This is a genomic window from Phyllobacterium sp. P5_D12 (genome assembly GCF_054049495.1).
Genome location: NZ_JBFUMG010000493.1, coordinates 1 through 3,328, shown reverse-complemented (window position 1 = coordinate 3,328; position 3,328 = coordinate 1). Strand labels below are relative to the sequence as shown.

General features: G+C 55.3%; 4 protein-coding genes. 3 read left to right on the top strand and 1 reads right to left on the bottom strand.

Annotated elements, in window-relative coordinates; all coding sequences use genetic code 11:
* The 3 genes from ACXJ5O_RS22360 to ACXJ5O_RS22350 all read left to right on the top strand — a co-directional run.
* A partial coding sequence (locus ACXJ5O_RS22360) for a MarR family winged helix-turn-helix transcriptional regulator (protein WP_457301811.1) occupies positions 1-424 on the top strand: 424 nt, incomplete at its 5' end.
* Positions 425-479: 55 nt separating this feature from the next.
* Positions 480-1,181, top strand: a complete 702-nt coding sequence (locus ACXJ5O_RS22355; RefSeq protein ID WP_224511725.1) for a response regulator — start codon at positions 480-482, stop codon at positions 1,179-1,181.
* Between the two features lie 424 nt (positions 1,182-1,605).
* A complete protein-coding gene (locus tag ACXJ5O_RS22350; protein WP_457301812.1) occupies positions 1,606-2,901 on the top strand; it encodes an ATP-binding protein in 1,296 nt (431 codons plus the stop codon).
* On the opposite strand, the gene ACXJ5O_RS22345 is transcribed toward ACXJ5O_RS22350, so the two are convergent.
* Positions 2,898-3,218: a ribbon-helix-helix domain-containing protein gene (locus ACXJ5O_RS22345; protein ID WP_457301810.1), complete on the bottom strand. Its 321-nt coding sequence runs from the start codon at positions 3,216-3,218 to the stop codon at positions 2,898-2,900. The genes ACXJ5O_RS22350 and ACXJ5O_RS22345 overlap by 4 nt on opposite strands.
* Between the last annotated feature and the right edge of the window lie 110 nt (positions 3,219-3,328).

Here is a 3,328-nt window from a genome sequence, read left to right as displayed (position 1 = left end):
GTTTTTCTTCGCCTATCGCGACTTCACCGCCGATCCCGACATGATACTGGAAAAGCTTGAATTTGGCCGCGCGCACCACCGCGTGCTGTATTTCATCAATCGTAAGCCAGGGATGACCGTTGCAGAATTACTGGATGTTTTACAGATCACTAAGCAAAGCCTTGCCCGCGTGCTCAAGCAACTGATCGATACGGATCATGTGGTTCAGATTACCGGACCACGCGACAGGCGCCAGCGCGAGCTCTATCCAACACCAAAGGGTCGCGAACTGGCGCTGGAACTAGCTGCACCGCAATCACGCCGCATTACCAGTGCATTGGAGCAGATCCGTGATTCCGACCGGTCAGTGATCGAGCATTTCCTTAAGGCGATGGTGAATCCCGCTCAATGGCAACAGATCGACAGTCTGCCGAAGGCAGGATAAAACAAGTTCTACGAAAAGGGAGGACGAATGTCCGCGAGAAAAGAGGAATACATTGGTGAGTGACGAACTGCTGCTGTCAGACGATGCACCGCACCTGCTCATTGTCGATGACGACACCCGAATTCGAAATCTACTGTCGCAATATCTTACTGGCAGCGGTTTTCGTATTACGGTGGCTGCCAATGCCGATGAGGCTCGGCGCAAGCTGGCCGGGATCGACTATGATCTTCTGATCCTTGACGTGATGATGCCAGGAGAAAGCGGCGTCGCCCTGACCCAGTCGCTGCGTCAGGAAAAGAACGTACCAATACTCATGCTCACGGCGCTCTCGGAGACCGACAGCCGTATTACCGGTCTGGAAGCAGGCGCCGACGATTACCTGCCAAAGCCTTTCGATCCGCGCGAGCTGATCCTGCGGATCAACAACATCCTTCGGCGTGGCGCCCCGGCTACACAAGCGAAGATTGAACAGATCGTCTTTGGACCCTACACATTCGTCATCGCGAAGCGCGAACTCAAGCGCTCAGGTGAGATGATCCGACTGACAGACCGTGAGCAGGATATAATGGCAATTTTCGCTGCACGCGCCGGTGAAACCGTCCCGCGTCACGAATTAACCGGACAGGAAGGCGATGTGGGCGAGCGGACGATCGACGTGCAGATAAACCGCCTGCGCCGCAAGATTGAAAATGATCCGGCAAACCCAGTTTGGTTGCAGACGGTGCGGGGCGTCGGCTATAAACTAAGCGTGGAGTAGGGTCAGGACCTGTTAATCTGGTCGAAATGGTATGAGGCCATCTTTTCGGATACAAGGAGCAAAGGCGAAGGAAATGTTTATCCATTTTCAAGTCCTTTGCGACGATGTTGCCGGGAAGATGGACCATATCCTCAGGACGCCGAAAGGGCTGCAAGCTGCAGTGTCGAGCCGCTTGGACGGGGGAAAGAGCCCATCCATCGCATCTCTCCTCGCATCTTCTTGCCGTTTCAGACGCCATTTCGATCATATTAACAGGTCCTGACCCTAGCGATCCGCCCATTTCAATGCGCAAGCGGATACTGGATAGATGGCACCGACGGATACCGCGAAACGCGCATTGGCAGTCAGGAAGCGCCACTGGCGGCGTCGGCGAAGTACATTGCTGGGCCCTTGGCGAAAGTTCACGCGCTGGTTAGCGCACTGGATGCCCAAGCGGCTCTACGCACGCTCACTGATTATCATCATCGCCCCCATGGTCTTGTTGCAATCGCTGATCGCCTTTGTCTTCATGGAGCGCCACTGGCAAACCGTGACACAACGCCTTTCGACGGCCGTTGTGCGCGACATTGCTGGCATCATMGATCTCATGGAGACTTATCCTCAAGATCCAGCCTATGAAAACCTGATCCGCATTTCGCGTGAAAGATTATCACTCAATATTTCGATCCTGCCCGCCGATCCCCTGCCCGCACCTGGCCCCAAACCCTTCTTCTCAATTCTCGATAGTATTCTGAGCGAAGAGATCACCAAGCAGATCAACCGCCCGTTCTGGATCGACACGATCGGCGATTCCGATCTGGTGGAAATCCGCATCCAGCTCGACAACAAAGTCCTGCGAGTCTTTGCACGCCGCAGCCAAGCCTATGCATCCAACACGCTGATATTCCTTGTCTGGATGGCGGGTTCCGCCCTCGTTTTGCTTGCCATCGCTATCCTTTTCCTGCGCAACCAGATCAAGCCAATTCAACAGCTTGCCACCGCCGCCGATAGTTTCGGCAAGGGCCGTGCCGGCCCCCCAGATTTCAAACCGCGCGGTGCGGAAGAGGTACGCAGGGCCGGCGCGGCTTTTATCGTCATGCGCGAACGTATTGAGCGGCAAATCGAGCAGCGCACAACGATGTTGAGTGGCGTCAGCCATGACCTGCGCACGATCCTGACCCGCTTCAAACTCCAGCTCGCTCTCGTCGGCAACAGGGTCGACACGGAAGCTATGGAGCAGGACATAGAAGATATGCAATCGATGCTGGAGGGCYATCTCGCCTTCGCTCGCAGCGAGGCAGAGGAAGAGACCGGCACCTTCAATCTGGAACGGTTATTTGGCAAGCTGAAGGAAGAAGGTATCCTGCTCGAACGCGGCTTCACGTCGAAAATCCGCGGTGAGCCGGAAATACAGGTCAGGCCGAATGCGTTCTCCCGCCTGATTTCCAATCTGGTATCGAATTCATTCCGCTACGCGAAAAACGTGTCCGTTGCTGCGGATCACCGTGACGGGTGGCTGACCATAACTATCGACGACGATGGACCAGGGATACGGAAGGAGATGCGTGATGAGGTGTTCAAGCCATTCTTCCGGCTGGACGAAGCACGCAATCAGGATTCAAGCGGAACAGGACTGGGCCTCGCAATAGCACTGGATATCGCCCGCAGTCATGGCGGGGACATTATCCTCGATGACAGCCCCGCCGGCGGCTTGAGGGCAGTTGTCAGGATTCCTGCCTAGGCAGCATGTTCTCCAACGAGGACTTGGTTCTTCCCAGCCACTGTTTCCGCGCAGGTCTGCACGCCGCGCAAATAGAGCGCGCATGTGGTACGAAGCATCGAGGCAAAATTCGGAATCTCTCCTTGCGCCTGCAATGCCTCGTCGTAGAGAGTGGAGATGAACCGCGGTGTGGTCATGCTTTGGCTCTCGGCGATCTCGTCGAGTAGCTTCCAGAACGTTGCCTCGAGTTGAATGCTCGTCGAATGTCCGCCAATGCGCACAGAACGATTGATCTGCCGATAGCCTTGCGGATCCTGTTCTGCAAATACTTTACACATTCCAAAAACCTCCCTTCCAGAGTGCCTGCCGATGCTCGCCACCTATGCGCAAAGATGGTATTTTGCGCGTCAGTGCATCATGGGCAAAAATTATTCCGCTCGTATCGCGG